The organism is Myroides sp. C6-3 (assembly GCF_050522425.1).
Lineage (GTDB): Bacteria > Bacteroidota > Bacteroidia > Flavobacteriales > Flavobacteriaceae > Flavobacterium.
Window position 1 is genome coordinate 1 of the sequence record NZ_JBMVQP010000013.1, and the last position, 14,889, is coordinate 14,889.

The window sequence follows — 14,889 nt, forward strand, 5'->3', positions numbered from 1 at the left end:
GATTTTTTGTCGGTTGTTTGTTGTTTGTTGGGAGCTATCACTGATCTGTTAGGAGGTATCGGTCAATTTTTCTGAAATAAGAAAGGTGTGCTCTTTAAACGATAATCTCTACGACGAACAACAAAAAGTGATCCGTGATCTGTTAGGAGGTATCGGTCAATTTTTCTGAAATAAGAAAGTGTTCTCTTTAAACGATAATCCCTACAACCAACAACAAAAAGTGATCTGTGATCTGTTAGGAGGTATCGGTCAATTTTCCTGAAATAAGAAAGGTGTGCTCTTTAAATAATAATCTCTACAACGAACAACAAAAAGTGATCTGTGATCTGTTAGGAGGTATCGGTCAATTTTTCTGAAATAAGAGAGGTGTGCTCTTTAAATAATAATCTCTACAACGAACGACGAACAAAAAAGGAGAGCTTCCGCTCTCCTTTTTATACAAAAACAAAATAATAATTCTAAAATTATAAAAACTTAAAATGATGTTGTGATTCCAACAGTTAATCCTGCAGCTTCTGTTACATAACGACAAACCCCTCCTACACACAATAATCCTCCACGTTGTCTTCCATAGCTCGTTGAAATACGCGTTGTACCTTTCGAATAGCTTACTCCTGCATTATAATAATGGATGCGTTTTTCTTTATCATCATTACCATAATTATACATATCATTAACAAAGACAGCCCAATTAGCATTGTAAGCAAACTCCAGCGTTCCTCCAACCCAGTTCTTCTTATCTTTATCCGCCCACATATGTTGCGCTTCTAAACGCACCGACTTGTTATCCAAAAACTGGTAAGTTGTCTCAGCACTAAAAATTTGAGCCTTAACATCATCAATCTTACCTTCTAGAGCTGCCATATTATAGTATTGATCTAAGTACATAAATATTGAAGACCAATTACTCGACCATTTCTTTCTTACTTCTACTCCAAAATCTCTGTAATATTTATCTCCGAAAGACAAAAATTCAGAAGATAGTTCTTTTTCCATCAAATTATATGTTGTTTTTAAACCCGCCCAATAAGAACCGTTAACAACTAAATTTGTACCATATTCACCACCCAAAACACTTCCTTTAGGAAATTCGTAATAAAAATCAAACTGTCCTCCGATTTCCCCACTTTTATTACCAAACAAATCAGCATTAGTTTGCGCTTGATAAACATAGATATTTTGTAATGAATAATCATATTGTTTCACTAAGGCTGGTAAATAATTTATTGCCCCTTTATGGTATTCGTTACCTGTTAACTGTCGTTCCGAATATGCGGACATACTTTCCATTCGTCTAAAGTTAAAATCAAAAGACAAACCTTTCTGAAAGTATCCTAAATTCACCAACCAAGCATTACTATCGATTTTTACATTTTTATTAATATTTACGGAGGAAGCAAAATAATCCTTGTCTCTAAAAACGTATTCAGACCCCACATAAAAGCCACCATTTCGATAATCAAATCTAAATGCATACCCAGAGTTGAAATTATCCAATCCTTTATTTAAATCATCTGATTCAAATGAACGTCCTAAATAACTAACCCCAACATTCAAATCTAAATGCTCTGAATTACTCAATTGTCCCACATTTACTTCAAAATCTGCTCCAAAAAGAAAAGATTTTGACAAATCAAATCCCATACCAACCCTTTGCTTACCACCAATAAGTTTAACATATCCCCAGTCGGCAATATCATATTTCACGTTTAATCCGAAAAGAGCATTATTGATACCTAATTGTCGATCTTCCCAAGACCTATAAAGCAATCCACTACCAAATTGATCATAAAAATGTCCTGCTGTAACATCCAATCCTATCTGACGATTATTATAACGCGCATAAATTGCACCAATATTAATCCCATCTAGGTCAGGTGAATAATTTAAGATCGACTTTGGTTCGTATCCTTCAATTTGGGTACCAAAACTCCAATTATTCCAATCATAGTCCACTTTCAAATATGTATTTGAACGAAAACGATCTTCAGCTTCATTTGGATTAATTTTAACTTTCTTATCATCGACATACCACTGCGAATTATTTTCTAATCCTACTCTAATTTGGGCATATGTACTTGTCAAACTAAAAAAAATACCTACCGCTACTAATATTCTTTTCATTTTTTATTTTTTTAGTAATGCTTTCACCTGTTTATACAATTCCTTTTCTATTCCTGGGGTATAACTAGTATGTTTATATACAATCTCTCCTTTATAAACGATAGCTGTAAAAGGCACATTCACCACATTCATCGCACGTTTTAACTCATGATTATCATCTAATAAGACTTTGTAATCCCACCCTTTTCCGTTCACTAAAGGCCTTACTCTTTTTACTGATTTTGCATCGTCAATAGATACCGCGACCAACTTCACTCCTGTCTCTTTCTGCCAATCCGCATATACATCATCAATTGCTGCTAACTCTTTTAAACAAGGGCCGCACCAGGTTGCCCAAAAACTCAAAATCACTGGCTTCTCTTCCTTACTTAAATCATTAATATTAAATGTTTTCCCATCTAAATCCTTTAATACAACTGAAGGCAAAACACTTTGTTGTGCTGTGACACAAAAAGACGAGACAAATAACAATAATGCTACAAAAACTTTCATAAAAAATTATTTACTTAAATTAAAAAGTAAATATATGCAAAAAAACAAGTTGCTAACTTTTTTTTATGTTTTTTTTATACGTAATATTGTATTTATTTATACAACAATTAACAATAAATAGACAATGAAAAAAACAATTTTAAAATCTACTTTACTTGTATTGACTATGGCCTTTATGACTGGATGTTCTAGTGATGATAGTTCTATTGGTGGAAATCCAGGTGGACCTGAGGGACCTGAAGGACCTGAGGAAACGGAAACGGTATATTATGCTCACAAATCAATCCTTGAGGATTTTACATCAATTGGCTGCCCTGCGTGTCCAATCGGTTCTTTTATGATCGAAGAAATTGAAAAATCAGATTATAAAGATCAAATTATCCCTATTGCACTTCATGATGACTATAATTATAGTGATCCTTACAGACTTCCCTTTGCAGAAACATATGCAAGACATATGGAGTTAGCTTTTTATCCTAGTTTGTTTTGGAATAGAAATAAACCGGCTTGGGACCAACCAAATCAATTTATAGACGGAGAACTTGACGCCAACAAAAATCCAGTTTATTTTTTAGCGAAAGAAGAATTTGCTGAGTACATCAAAGGAACTGGATATCTAAAAGAGAAATCGAATATTGGAATTAAAATCAATTCTGAGCTTCAAGCAACTAATGGAACAGTAACCGTAAATTTAAAGTTTAGTGAAGATCTAAATGCAAATTTAAAACTTGTTGTTTATGTTCTTGAAGATGGTTTAGTTTCTCGTCAAGCTAACTCAACACCATTATATGGAAATACTTCTGGAAGAGGAAGATGGGAGAGTAACTTTGTACACAACCATGTTGTAAGAGCATCAAATAACGTATTAGGTGATGCAATAGCTGCAAGTGCAACGGTAAAAGATACCGAATTCACTACCTCTGTTGAGTTAACTTACGACACAATTGATCTTAGCAAATCTGAAGTAGTTGTTGTCATTCTTGATGAAAAAGGACTAGCTTTAAACGCTCAAAAAGCTAAAGCTAATACAACACAAGATTATCAAGTAGTGAAATAAATCACTTCTTCATACGATAAAAAAACCTATACTTGCGTATAGGTTTTTTTTATACCCGCTCCTAAAAACAAAAAAGCCTGACAATTACTTGTCAGGCTTTATTTGCTCCCCCTCTTGGGCTCGAACCAAGGACCCTCTGATTAACAGTCAGATGCTCTAACCAACTGAGCTAAGGAGGAAGGTATCTTACCTTAAATGCAGTGCAAATATAAGATCATTTTTTATTTCTGCAAATACATTCGCTTTATTTTTTATTTACTTGAATATCGCCTTATAGATATCGTTCCCGTTGGCAAACAATAGCAATCCGATAAGGATAAAGAAACCAACCATTTGAGCATTCTCTAAAAACTTATCACTTGGTTTTCTTCCGGTAATCATTTCATATAGTAAAAACATCACATGTCCTCCATCTAATGCAGGAATAGGTAATAAGTTCATCACCCCTAACATAATAGACAATAAAGCAGTAATATTCCAAAAATACTCCCAACTCCAAACCGAAGGAAAGATATCGTAAATGGCTTTGAATCCACCTACACCTTTATAAGCCCCTGTTTCTGGTTTTACAATTTTCTTCAATTGATCAAAATAACCGCCTACTTTCTCAACTCCTTTTGCAATTCCAACAGAGAAAGATTCACCTAGCGAATATTTCACTTGGCTGATCGTATACAAGCCCATTTTTTCAAGCGTATCAATGGTTAGAATTGGAGCGAAGAAAAGGTTTAGTTTACCTTCTTCATCAACTTTTAGATTAACCGTCAATTCTTTCCCGTCTCTGTCAATTACAGCAGGTACAACCTGTCCTTTATTAGCAGCTAACACTGCTTGCACTTGATCTACAAACGGCGTATTTACACCATTTACACTTTTCACTTGATCTTTTAGTTGCAACGTTTGAGCATTGGATTGATCTCCTTCTTCATTAAAAGCAACTACAATAAATGGCACACGCAAAGAAACAAGTCCGCCAGCTTTGTTCCCTTCACTTAATTGTCCAAGTAAGTTAACCGGTAAATCAATACTCTCTTTTACACCATTTCGCTCAACTTCCACTTGATGCCCCATCATAATTGCATACCCTACATCATTAAAGCGATCAATTTCCTTTCCATCTACTGCGATAATTTTATCTCCCGTTTTCATTCCTGCTTCTTGTAAAATAGGTGATTGTACCCATACACCATGATCCATATCCTTATTGGAAATATACAAATCACCGTAGGCATAGGTCATACCGATATAGATAACAAAAGCCAAGATAAAGTTTACGGTAACCCCTCCTAACATAATGATCAAACGCTGCCAAGCTGGTTTCGAACGAAATTCCCAGGGTTGTGGTTCACTTTTTAATTGCTCCGTGTCCATACTTTCGTCAACCATTCCTGAAATCTTCACATACCCTCCTAAAGGTAACCATCCAATTCCGTACACTGTATCCCCTATTTTCTTCTTAAATAATGAGAACTTAACATCAAAGAAAAGGTAGAATTTCTCTACGCGAGTTTTAAATAATTTAGCTGGAATAAAATGCCCTAACTCGTGCAGAATAATCAAAAAGGATAAGCTCAATAAAAATTGAGAAAGTTTAATCAATATTTCCATTGTCTAATTTGGTTTCAAATCTGAATAATAAGCAAAAATAAAATATTAGTTGAACTATCAACTATATTTTAGGAAAGTATTCGGAAGAAAGGGCCGATTCTTTTGATCCCCTCTTGTACCCTATAAAAAAACACTCCCTTTTTCTGTATTTTAGTCCAGTAGTCCAGCATTCTTTCACTTGTTTATTTTTCTCAAACCATCAATAAAATGGTATTTGCGCGTTGCTCATGCCTTTTGTTATCGAGAATCAAGATGAAAAACGACAAAAAGACGAATAATAAAAAAGTATTTTCTAACTTTGTTATCTTAAACTATTATTTATACTATGTTACAGATAGCTTTTATTAGAGAGAATCAAGAACAAGTGATCAAAGGCTTGGCAAAAAGAAATCTTGATGTTACGGAGGTGCTAAACGAAGTGCTTGCTTTGGATGAAAAAAGAAGAGCAACACAAGTTGAATTAGACAATGTCTTAGCGGAATCCAACAAGCTATCCAAAAGTATTGGTGAGTTAATGAAAAGTGGAGAAAAAGCAAAGGCAGAGCTCATCAAAGAAAAAACATCTAATTTACGTGAGCAAAGCAAAGAACTAACAGAACAGCTGAATCAAGTATCTGCGGCGCTTACGGAAAAGTTATATACAATTCCCAACGTTCCAACGGATATTGTTCCTGCGGGTAAGGATGCGGATGACAACATCACAGTTCACCAACATGGAGAAATTCCAACGCTACACGAAGGTGCATTACCACATTGGGAATTGGCAAAAAAATACGATTTAATTGATTTCGAATTAGGAAATAAAATTACAGGGGCAGGTTTTCCGGTATACAAAGGAAAAGGAGCACGTTTACAACGCGCTTTGATTTCATACTTTTTGGATAAAAATACCGCTGCTGGATATAAAGAATATCAAGTACCTCATGTGATCAATGAAGCATCTGGTTTTGGAACGGGACAATTACCTGATAAAGAAGGACAAATGTACCACATCGGCGTTGACGATTTGTACTTAATTCCAACAGCAGAAGTTCCGATTACCAATATGTTTAGAGATGTTCTCTTACAAGAGAATGACTTCCCTATTCTATGTACAGGATATACCCCATGTTTCCGTCGTGAAGCAGGATCATATGGTGCACACGTAAGAGGATTAAACCGCTTACATCAGTTTGACAAAGTGGAGATTGTTCGCATTGAGCACCCTAGTCGTTCTTACGAAGCCTTAGACGGTATGGTAGAACACGTACAAGAATTATTGCACGAATTGAAATTACCGTACAGAATTTTGAGATTATGTGGAGGTGATATGGGCTTCACTTCAGCATTAACCTATGATTTTGAAGTATTCTCTACAGCGCAAGACAGATGGTTAGAGATTAGCTCTGTTTCAAACTTTGAAACATTCCAAGCTAATCGTTTAAAACTGCGTTTCAAAGACAAAGAAGGTAAAAGTCAATTGGCTCATACCTTAAATGGTAGTTCACTAGCTTTACCACGTGTATTGGCTGGAATCCTAGAAAATTATCAAACTCCAGAAGGAATTGTGATACCTGAGGTCTTAAGACCATACACAGGATTTGATATTATTGATTAATTTTACACGATAAATACACGCATATGAAAAGCACCAAATCCTAAAAAGACATTTGGTGCTTTTTTTATCTTTGCATAACCCTAATTGAGACTTATGATTATTTACAATATCACAATAAACATTCACGAAAGTGTACACGACGATTGGATGGCATGGACGAAAGAGTTTTATATTCCTGGCATCTTAAACACACAAAAATTCGACAAAGCACGAATGGTAAAAGTCTTAGTGGATGAAGACATGGGAGGAATTACGTATTCTATCCAATTTGAAACACCTGATGCTAAACTTTTACAACAGTTCTACAACGAAGAGCACGATTATTTTGAAATGGAATCACGCAAGAAATTTGGTGATAAGATGCTTACGTTTAAAACAGAATTAGAACTTATAAGCGAACACTAAACCGAGAACTAATGGACAAAGTTAGAGCAAAAAAACACCTGGGCCAACACTTTTTAACAGATGAGAATGTGGCAAAGCGCATCGCTGATACGCTTACTTTAGAGGGATATAGAAAAGTACTGGAGATCGGTCCTGGAATGGGGGTTTTAACCAAATATGTATTGGAAAAACCCATTGAAACTTTCGTTGTAGAAATTGATACGGAATCTGTTGATTATCTACATAAGCATTACGCAAAGCTTCACAATCATATTTTTGCACAGGATTTTCTAAAATTCAACATTGTTCAGGCCTTTAATCAGGAGCCTTTTGCGGTGATCGGAAACTTTCCGTACAACATTTCCACTCAAATTGTATTTCGCGTTTTAGAACTTCGTGACTATGTGCCCGAATTCTCTGGTATGTTTCAAAAAGAAGTAGCAGAGCGCATATGCGAAAAAAAGGGAAGCAAGACTTATGGTATTCTCTCTGTTTTAACGCAAGCGTTTTACGATACTGAATATCTATTTACCGTATCTGAACATGTGTTTAATCCTCCGCCTAAGGTAAAATCAGGTGTAATGCGCATGCGTCGCAAGGAAAATTACACCTTGCCTTGCAATGAAAAACTGTTTTTTACAGTTGTCAAAACGGCCTTCAATCAACGACGAAAAACATTGAGAAATAGCCTTAAAGGGTTTGGGTTACCCGATGAAATTCGAGAGGAAGCTATTTTCAACTTGCGCCCTGAACAATTGGGCGTTGAAGAATTTATTGATCTTACAAAAAAAATAGAAGTACATGGAGTTCAAAATCAGTGATGAAACTATTCTACAAATCGAAGAGCTTATTGCTACAGGAAGAGAAGCCGAATTATTAGAGCTACTCAAGGATATTCACGCCGTGGATATTGCTGAGATGATGAATGAGCTTCACTCAGAAGAAGCTATTTATATCTTCGATATACTAGATAGTGAAGTTACTGCAGAGATATTACTCAATTTAGATGAGGACTTACGAGAAAAGATCTTAAAAAGTCTCTCACCCAAAGAAATTGCAGAAGAGTTAGACGAACTCGATACAGATGATGCGGCAGATATTATAGCTGAATTATCCGAAAAAAGACAAGAAGAAGTGTTATTAGAGTTGGAAGACTTAGAACACGCCAAAGATATTGTCGAACTTTTGCGCTATGATGAGGATACTGCGGGGGGATTAATGGCCAAAGAGTTCGTTTCGGTGAATGTTAATTGGTCCATCCTCACTTGTGTCAAAGAAATGCGCAAACAAGCAGAACACGTTTCCCGCGTACATTCGATCTATGTGGTAGATGACGAAGGACGATTAAAAGGACGCTTATCGCTCAAAGATTTGTTAACATCTTCTACCACCACCCATATTAGCGATGTATACATTCCAAAAGTTGATTACGTCAAAGTTGACACAGAAGATACAGAAGTAGCGCGTATCATGCAAAAATACGATTTAGAAGCGATTCCTGTGGTTGATGAAATGGGACGATTAGTGGGGCGAATTACCATTGATGACATTGTCGACGTCATTAAGGAAGAAGCAGATAAGGATTACCAGCTTGCTGCGGGGATTTCTCAAGATGTCGATACCAATGACAGTATTTTAACCTTAACGAAAGCAAGACTTCCTTGGTTAATTCTTGCCATGATTGGTGGCTTTGTTGCTGTAAATGTATCCCGTAGTTTTGAAGATGCCATGGAAAAGTTTGGTGTACTCTTCTTTTTTACGCCTTTGATTGCGGCTATGGCGGGAAATGTAGGGGTGCAATCCTCTGCTATTATCGTACAAGGACTGGCTAATAATACCATATCAGGCTCTATTTGGAAACGATTGAGCAAAGAAGTATCCTTAAGCTTACTCAACGGATTTTTATTGGCTATTTTATTAATGATTGGGAGCCATGTATTATTAGGGGTTGATTACATTATTGGCATTACTGTTTCTATTGCATTGATCAGTGTAATTATAATTGCAAGTCTCATTGGAACATTTGTGCCAATTCTATTAAATAAATACGGTGTAGATCCTGCCTTAGCGACAGGTCCATTTATTACAACAAGCAACGATATTTTCGGTATTTTAATTTACTTCTCTATCGCAAAAGTAATTCTAGGGTTTTAAAATCTCTGTTATGGCAACAAAAAAAGTACTTCATTTAGATAGCAACCACCCATTAATGTTAGCGCAATTAGCCGCTATGGGGTATGAGAACATTGAGGATTACAGCTCAAGTAAAGAAACTATTGAAGCGAGTATTCACGAATATGAAGGCCTCATCATTCGCAGTCGATTCAAAATCGACGCGGCCTTTTTAGAAAAAGCTACACGATTAAAATTCATTGGACGTGTTGGTGCAGGTTTAGAAAATATTGATTGCACCTTTGCCAAAGCGAAAGGCATTGCCTTACTTGCAGCACCCGAAGGGAATCAAACGGCTGTAGGAGAACACGCCTTAGGCATGTTGCTTAGCTTATTGAACAAACTAAATCTAGTAGATCAAGAAGTTCGAGAAGGCATTTGGATTCGAGAAGGCAATAGAGGCATTGAGCTTGAGGGAAAAACAGTAGGTATCATTGGCTATGGCCATATGGGAAATGCATTTGCCAAACGCCTACAAGGCTTTGATTGCGAAGTAATCTTTTACGATATCAAGGACAATTTAGAGAATCAATATGCCAAACAGGTTTCTCTACTCGAATTGCAACAAAAAGCAGATATTATAAGCTTACATATTCCACAAACTCCAGAGACTATACATATGATCAATCAATCGTTTATTGAGCAAATGGCTAAGCCCTTTTGGTTGATCAATACAGCAAGAGGAAAAGCAGTACACACCGCAGATCTCGTTACTGCACTAGAAAATGGAAAAGTTCGCGGGGCAGCACTTGATGTGTTGGAATACGAGAAATCTTCCTTTGAGCATATGTTTGCCGATGAAACACTACCTCAACCGATGCAATACTTAATCCAGTCAAAAAAGGTGCTATTATCCCCTCATATTGCAGGATGGACCGTAGAAAGTAAAGAAAAATTAGCGCAGACTATTATAGATAAAATACGCCGTCATTTGACATAAAAAAAGAACAGCCCAAAAGCTGTTCTTCTTTTATATGATTTAGATCCCTACATCTAAAAGTATCTTTTCACCTGAAGATCTTTTATTAACGATAGTATCTCCTTCTTTCGCGATGATAATTAACGCATATTCTCCAGCGTTTTCAGCAGTTCCTTCTACCAAAACACTAATCAATTCAGCACTTGTTTTAGAATAACTTTTCGTCCATTTCTTTGTCTTTTCTGGAAGCGGAGCAGTTGGATCCACTACAACAGGAATATCGTTTTCCGTATTTAACAAATAATCTGTCGATACTTTCGTACTACTCGACTTATTTACGGCAATTGTCTTCAAATAAACGTCATCCGTTATTTCAACCGATATGTCGTAAACCTCGCTCTTTAAGATTGGTTTCGGATCACTATCATTATCTGTACCACAAGCTGTAGCACCCATTGCAAGAACTGCACATACTAAAATAAACTTAACTTTTCTGAACATTGCTTTCACTTTTATTTAACAACTCAAAAATAGCTTTTTTTTTACATTATGCAACCAATAACCAAAAAAATTATCTATTACTACACAAAAAAGATAAAATAAAAGAAACTAAAAGAACATATCTACTTTAAAAACAAAAAAACACCCTGAATTAGGTGTTTTTTATATTTTTCTAATTAAACTTATTGGCTTCTTCTTGAATTTTTCGCTCAAGTTCCGCTTCAAATTCCTCCATAACTGGCTTTACTGTGCTTTCAGGCAAATCCGCAATCTTAATATACATCAATCCGTCAATAGCATTATTAAACATCGGGTCTACATTAAACGCAATAACCTTTGCGTTTTGTTTGATGTATTTCTTGATTAAGACAGGCACTCTCAATTTTGCAGGTTCCACATCTTCAATGATCTTATCGAATTTATTCAAATCGGATTCCGTTTCATTAAAGATTAAATCTTTATCTGCATCTTTTAAATTTACTTTGTACTCCATTTTAGGAGTAACATACTGTGCAATAAAAGGATCGAAATAATGGGAACGCATGAATTCTATCATCAGTGATTTTGAGAAATCAGAAAACTGATTGCTAATACTTACCCCCCCGATTAAGTATTGGTGTTCTGGAAAGCGCAAGGTTGTATGAACAATTCCCTTCCACAATAAAAACAGTGGCATCGGTTTTTGTTGATAATCTTTAATAATAAAAGCGCGCCCCATTTCGATAGACTGTGCCATCATAGGGTATAATTCAGACTCAAAGCGAAATAATTCATTCAAGTAAAAGCCGTTTATGCCATACTTTTTATAAATTTCAGATCCTAATCCCATGCGGTACGCACCGCAAATTTGTTCTGCCTCGTTATCCCATAAAAACATATGGTGGTAATACTTGTCGTATTGATCCAAATCGAGCTCATTATTTGTTCCTTCGCCAACTTCTCGAAAAGTAACTTCTCTAAGTCGACCTAGTTCTAATAAAATAGTAGGAATCCTATCTGCTTTACACAAGAAGACTTCATAATTCTTACTTTGCAGTAAGCGGAAATTCTTTTCGCGTAAAGCTTCTATCTCTTGTTTGATTCTATCAACGGGTTGTGGAGGGACAATGTCCTTTACCATCTTTGGAAATTTAAAATTAAAAGAGGGAACCTTAATCCATTTACGGGAGTCCTCATCTTTGTAAGCGTTGGATAATAAATACGTTTTAAAACGCAAGAAATTACCGTAATCGCTCAAATCATAATGTTCGTTTTGTTCTTCAACAGCTATTGGACGCCCAATGCGCACTTTTATTACACGATCTTTTTGCGTTAACAGTTCAGATGGTAATTTTGCGGTGCGTAACGTAGGGTTGATCTGAGATAAAAAGTAAAATAACTTACTGTTTTTTGCATGAAAATAGATCGGTACAACCGGAACATTGGCCTTTTTAATCAACTTAATGGCGCCTTCTTCCCACGGTTTATCAACAACCAAACGATCATCTTTGTAAGTAGACACCTCTCCTGCTGGGAAAATACCCAAAGGCTTTCCATCACTTAAATGCCTCAGCGTTTCTTTTAACCCTAACACGCTTGATTTTACATCTTTGTTGTTTTCAAACGGATTTACTGGCATGATATACGGCTTTAACGGCTCGATTCGATGCAATAAGAAGTTAGCAATGATCTTAAAATTGGGGTCGTGTTCTAACATCAACTTCAGCAATAAAATACCATCAATACCTCCTAATGGGTGATTGGAAATCGTTATATAAGGGCCTTTTTTAGGCAATCGTTTTAATTCCTCAGGATCAATTTGAAATTCAATTTGAAATTCTTCTAAAATCGAATTCAAAAATTCTAAATCTTCTAGATGTTTATTTCTATCGTAAATCTTATTTAATGTGGTAACCTTAAGCGTTTTCATAAGCAACCACCCGGTAAAAGTACCAAATATACCATACTTGTCCACATTAATCGCTTTCGCTACTTCCTTAGCTGTTACTAACCCCATCAATTTCAAAATTTAAGTAAGACAAATATACTAAAATCTTTAGGTAATCTGTTTTATTTTATCAACCTTGCCCGCATATCCTTAGTCATATTGACGATAAAAACCTAAATCACTGATTAAAAAAAAGATACCTCTATTCCTATTCCTATTTTAGTTTCCCGTTCCGCTCTCCTCTTTTCCTTAGTACGTACTAATCTTGTGAGAATGCTAATTAAAGATTAAAATACGGCCTATCCCAAGCTTTTAAATGAGAATAAAGCATATTTTTTCTATTTTTGATTTTCACACAAAAAAACGCAAAATGAAAAAAATCATTTCCTATAATGTTAACGGGATTCGCGCTGCAATAAAAAAAGGTTTACTGGATTGGATGCAGGAGGAAAACGCAGATATTATCTGCCTACAAGAAATCAAAGCCAAAGAAGATCAAATCCCAACGGATGAAATTACGTTAGCAGGATATCCTTATCAATACTATTTTTCAGCACAAAAAGCGGGATATAGTGGAGTTGCCATTTTTTGTAAAGAAAAACCCAACCACATCACGTATGGAACAGGGATTGACTACATGGATTTTGAGGGTAGAAATCTACGCGTTGATTTCGACACCTTTTCTGTAATGTCCTTATATCTGCCATCGGCATCGAATATCGATCGATTAGATTTTAAATACCAATATATGGATGACTTTTTCGACTACATTCAAGCGTTGAAAATAGAAATTCCCAATTTAATTATCTGTGGAGACTATAATATTTGTCACAAAGCGATCGACATCCACGATCCTGTTCGCAACGCGAAGGTATCTGGTTTTCTTCCAGAAGAAAGAGCTTGGGTTGACAAATTTGTAGCCCATGGCTTTATTGATAGCTTCCGCATGTTCAATACGGAGCCGCATCAATATAGCTGGTGGACATACCGAGCTAATGCGAGAAACAACAACAAAGGATGGAGAATTGATTACAATATGGTTTCTCAACCGATGCAAGATCGCCTATGTAGTGCTTCTATCTTACAAGACGTCAAACACTCTGACCATTGTCCGATTGTTGTAGAAATCAACGATTAATTCCACTTATAAACACTCATTTACATGATAAAAAGACTTTCCATCGGCTTATTCACCATCCTTTTACTCTCTTCTTGTGTAACGAGAAGATTGTACAACGAACTCGATCAACAATACCAAAGTGCACTTGAAGAAAATCAAAGACTATCAGAGGATTTAACTACTTTAAATAGTTCGATGACTGATTTAGAACAAGCAAAAAAACAATTGGCTCAACAGCTAAAAGATCTGCAACAAGAAAGACAAAATTTAAACGCAGAGATTGCAGCTGCTCAACACCGTCTTCAAGATCTGCAAAGTTCATACACCAATTTAGAAAAGCACAGTGAAGAATCCTTACAAGCAGAAGCGGCACGTTTGGCAAAAGCGCAAGCAGAATTAGATTTAAAATCGCAACGCGTTCAAGAATTAGAAGCGATCTTAGCGGCCAACGACAAACAGATGAAAGCACTAAGAGACAATCTCTCTCACGCATTAAATGCCTTTGAAGGAAGAGGGCTAACAATTGAACAGAAGAATGGAAAAGTCTATGTATCCATGGAGAATAAACTACTATTCAAATCAGGGAGTTGGGCTGTGAACGACGAAGGTCGCCAAGCGGTCGTAGAACTTGGTAAAGTTTTAGCAATTAATCCCGATATAGCCGTACTCATTGAGGGGCATACAGATAATGATAAGATATTGGGTAACCTAGGCGATGGGGTACAAAACAACTGGGATTTATCCACCAAGCGCGCTTTAGCGATTGTTTCTATCTTAACCGAAAATGGATCAATCGACAAAAAGAACTTAACTGCTGCTGGACGAAGTGAATATGCTCCATTAATGAGCAATACCTCAAATGAGGGCAAAGCCAAAAATCGACGCATTGAAGTTATTCTAACACCAAATTTAGATCAAATCAACGAAATGTTGAATCAACTATAACGCTTACTTCAATCTTATTTAAAAGCACTATAACTACATATTA

13 protein-coding genes and 1 tRNA gene are annotated in these 14,889 nt (G+C 36.0%); 8 read left to right on the forward strand and 6 right to left on the reverse strand.

What is annotated here, in order from left to right:
• Positions 1–474 precede the first annotated feature (474 nt).
• Together ACPDG9_RS07145 and ACPDG9_RS07150 are read right to left on the reverse strand one after the other, a co-directional pair.
• Positions 475–2,124: a DUF6029 family protein gene (locus tag ACPDG9_RS07145; protein ID WP_430527070.1), complete on the reverse strand. Its 1,650-nt coding sequence runs from the start codon at positions 2,122–2,124 to the stop codon at positions 475–477.
• A gap of 3 nt (positions 2,125–2,127) precedes the next feature.
• Positions 2,128–2,616 carry a TlpA family protein disulfide reductase gene (locus tag ACPDG9_RS07150; protein WP_430527071.1) on the reverse strand — a complete coding sequence of 163 codons (489 nt, stop codon included), beginning with the start codon at positions 2,614–2,616 and terminating at the stop codon, positions 2,128–2,130.
• Positions 2,617–2,740: 124 nt separating this feature from the next.
• Between ACPDG9_RS07150 and ACPDG9_RS07155 the strand changes: the two genes are divergently transcribed.
• On the forward strand, positions 2,741–3,673 hold the full coding sequence (locus ACPDG9_RS07155; RefSeq protein WP_430527072.1) for an Omp28-related outer membrane protein: 933 nt from the start codon (positions 2,741–2,743) through the stop codon (positions 3,671–3,673).
• A 105-nt stretch (positions 3,674–3,778) separates the two neighbouring features.
• Here ACPDG9_RS07155 and ACPDG9_RS07160 read toward each other — a convergent pair.
• Positions 3,779–3,852 (reverse strand) — tRNA-Asn (locus ACPDG9_RS07160).
• Positions 3,853–3,928: 76 nt separating this feature from the next.
• On the reverse strand, positions 3,929–5,281 hold the full coding sequence (gene rseP / locus ACPDG9_RS07165; RefSeq protein ID WP_430527073.1) for an RIP metalloprotease RseP: 1,353 nt from the start codon (positions 5,279–5,281) through the stop codon (positions 3,929–3,931).
• 325 nt (positions 5,282–5,606) lie between these two features.
• Between rseP and serS the strand changes: the two genes are divergently transcribed.
• From serS to ACPDG9_RS07190, 5 genes are all read left to right on the forward strand, one after another.
• Positions 5,607–6,878 (forward strand): serine--tRNA ligase, encoded by a 1,272-nt coding sequence (gene serS, locus ACPDG9_RS07170; protein ID WP_430527074.1) that lies wholly within the window; start codon positions 5,607–5,609, stop codon positions 6,876–6,878.
• A 93-nt stretch (positions 6,879–6,971) separates the two neighbouring features.
• Positions 6,972–7,283 carry a DUF4286 family protein gene (locus ACPDG9_RS07175; protein ID WP_430527075.1) on the forward strand — a complete coding sequence of 104 codons (312 nt, stop codon included), beginning with the start codon at positions 6,972–6,974 and terminating at the stop codon, positions 7,281–7,283.
• Between the two features lie 11 nt (positions 7,284–7,294).
• Complete coding sequence (rsmA, locus tag ACPDG9_RS07180) at positions 7,295–8,083, forward strand: 16S rRNA (adenine(1518)-N(6)/adenine(1519)-N(6))-dimethyltransferase RsmA (protein ID WP_430527076.1); 789 nt, start codon at positions 7,295–7,297, stop codon at positions 8,081–8,083.
• The gene (gene mgtE / locus ACPDG9_RS07185) at positions 8,064–9,416 is read left to right on the forward strand and encodes a magnesium transporter (RefSeq protein WP_430527077.1); all 1,353 of its coding nucleotides are present in this window, start codon (positions 8,064–8,066) and stop codon (positions 9,414–9,416) included. Before rsmA ends, mgtE begins: the two co-directional genes overlap by 20 nt.
• Positions 9,417–9,426: 10 nt before the next feature.
• A complete protein-coding gene (locus ACPDG9_RS07190; protein ID WP_430527078.1) occupies positions 9,427–10,374 on the forward strand; it encodes a 2-hydroxyacid dehydrogenase in 948 nt (315 codons plus the stop codon).
• A gap of 39 nt (positions 10,375–10,413) precedes the next feature.
• Here ACPDG9_RS07190 and ACPDG9_RS07195 read toward each other — a convergent pair whose 3' ends face one another.
• On the reverse strand, positions 10,414–10,854 hold the full coding sequence (locus ACPDG9_RS07195; RefSeq protein WP_430527079.1) for a hypothetical protein: 441 nt from the start codon (positions 10,852–10,854) through the stop codon (positions 10,414–10,416).
• Positions 10,855–11,026: 172 nt separating this feature from the next.
• Positions 11,027–12,850 carry a GNAT family N-acyltransferase gene (locus ACPDG9_RS07200; protein ID WP_430527080.1) on the reverse strand — a complete coding sequence of 608 codons (1,824 nt, stop codon included), beginning with the start codon at positions 12,848–12,850 and terminating at the stop codon, positions 11,027–11,029.
• A 301-nt stretch (positions 12,851–13,151) separates the two neighbouring features.
• Here ACPDG9_RS07200 and ACPDG9_RS07205 point away from each other — a divergent pair, with 301 nt between their 5' ends.
• Together ACPDG9_RS07205 and ACPDG9_RS07210 are read left to right on the forward strand one after the other, a co-directional pair.
• Entirely contained in the window at positions 13,152–13,919 is a 768-nt protein-coding gene (locus ACPDG9_RS07205; protein WP_430527081.1) for an exodeoxyribonuclease III, read from the forward strand.
• A gap of 24 nt (positions 13,920–13,943) precedes the next feature.
• Positions 13,944–14,846, forward strand: a complete 903-nt coding sequence (locus ACPDG9_RS07210) for an OmpA family protein (protein WP_430527082.1) — start codon at positions 13,944–13,946, stop codon at positions 14,844–14,846.
• Positions 14,847–14,889 lie beyond the last annotated feature (43 nt).

Bases quoted from the DNA above. Each gene is read 5' to 3' on its own strand.
- ACPDG9_RS07145 (WP_430527070.1), bottom strand. From the start codon at position 2,124: ATGAAAAGAATATTAGTAGCGGTAGGTATTTTTTTTAGTTTGACAAGT.
- ACPDG9_RS07150 (WP_430527071.1), bottom strand. From the start codon at position 2,616: ATGAAAGTTTTTGTAGCATTATTGTTATTTGTCTCGTCTTTTTGTGTC.
- ACPDG9_RS07155 (WP_430527072.1), top strand. From the start codon at position 2,741: ATGAAAAAAACAATTTTAAAATCTACTTTACTTGTATTGACTATGGCC.
- rseP (WP_430527073.1), bottom strand. From the start codon at position 5,281: ATGGAAATATTGATTAAACTTTCTCAATTTTTATTGAGCTTATCCTTT.
- serS (WP_430527074.1), top strand. From the start codon at position 5,607: ATGTTACAGATAGCTTTTATTAGAGAGAATCAAGAACAAGTGATCAAA.
- ACPDG9_RS07175 (WP_430527075.1), top strand. From the start codon at position 6,972: ATGATTATTTACAATATCACAATAAACATTCACGAAAGTGTACACGAC.
- rsmA (WP_430527076.1), top strand. From the start codon at position 7,295: ATGGACAAAGTTAGAGCAAAAAAACACCTGGGCCAACACTTTTTAACA.
- mgtE (WP_430527077.1), top strand. From the start codon at position 8,064: ATGGAGTTCAAAATCAGTGATGAAACTATTCTACAAATCGAAGAGCTT.
- ACPDG9_RS07190 (WP_430527078.1), top strand. From the start codon at position 9,427: ATGGCAACAAAAAAAGTACTTCATTTAGATAGCAACCACCCATTAATG.
- ACPDG9_RS07195 (WP_430527079.1), bottom strand. From the start codon at position 10,854: ATGTTCAGAAAAGTTAAGTTTATTTTAGTATGTGCAGTTCTTGCAATG.
- ACPDG9_RS07200 (WP_430527080.1), bottom strand. From the start codon at position 12,850: ATGGGGTTAGTAACAGCTAAGGAAGTAGCGAAAGCGATTAATGTGGAC.
- ACPDG9_RS07205 (WP_430527081.1), top strand. From the start codon at position 13,152: ATGAAAAAAATCATTTCCTATAATGTTAACGGGATTCGCGCTGCAATA.
- ACPDG9_RS07210 (WP_430527082.1), top strand. From the start codon at position 13,944: ATGATAAAAAGACTTTCCATCGGCTTATTCACCATCCTTTTACTCTCT.